Origin of the sequence: Mycoplasma sp. HS2188 (genome assembly GCF_025209835.1) — a bacterium.
Classification (GTDB): domain Bacteria; phylum Bacillota_I; class Bacilli_A; order Mycoplasmatales; family Metamycoplasmataceae; genus Mycoplasmopsis.
Window position 1 is genome coordinate 1 of record NZ_JAOAOI010000055.1, and the last position, 732, is coordinate 732.

At 35.7% G+C, this 732-nt stretch carries 1 protein-coding gene; it reads right to left on the reverse strand.

Features of this window, described 5'->3' with window-relative positions; all coding sequences use genetic code 4:
* Positions 1 to 732: Mbov_0396 family ICE element transmembrane protein (locus tag N1F73_RS03780; protein WP_396888703.1), on the reverse strand; the 732-nt coding region annotated here is incomplete at both ends.

The window sequence follows — 732 nt, forward strand, 5'->3', positions numbered from 1 at the left end:
AGCTTTCGTTGCCTTACCAAGTGCTTTAAACGCACCACCAATACCAGCACCTAATGCCATTCCACTAGCCAATAAACCTTTAGTTTCCGACATAGTCTCTCTCACTGATGCAGATTCTCCAACAAATGCTGCAATCTCGCCAGATAATCCCGTGCTAGCGACAGCCCCACCAATCGCTAAACCAACAATTAATAATATTTTCGTAAATCAGTTAGTATCTAAATTATTCGCTCAATCAGTACTTCTTTGTAAAAAAACAGCATATATCTGTATTCCGACAACAAAACCCAAAATCGCAAATGATTTTGCCATATACATTTCTTGTCATTGTTTCATTCGCTTACCATCATCTGCAATCGATGATGCTGCCACAAATGGCGAAATAACGAATAAAAACAACTGTTGAAATATTTTCGTCACCAAAGTTATTAAACCTAATGTCAGAGGTACTAATGTACCAATCGACATCAATGCACCCAAAAATACCAATCTAGGTCCTTGACCTCATGCTAAATGTTCATAATCATCATATGTGATATTAAAGTAATTATCGCCTATTTCATTTCATCTTTTAAAACTAATACCATCTAACTGGTCCTCTGCTCAAATACTTCTAAAAAGTGTTTTATCTAAAGTTAAACTATTAGACCCTAAAACTAAATTCAACATCAAGCCAATAATCAAATTAAATAAATAAACACACACCGGCAGACCAATTAACCACACCGTTCC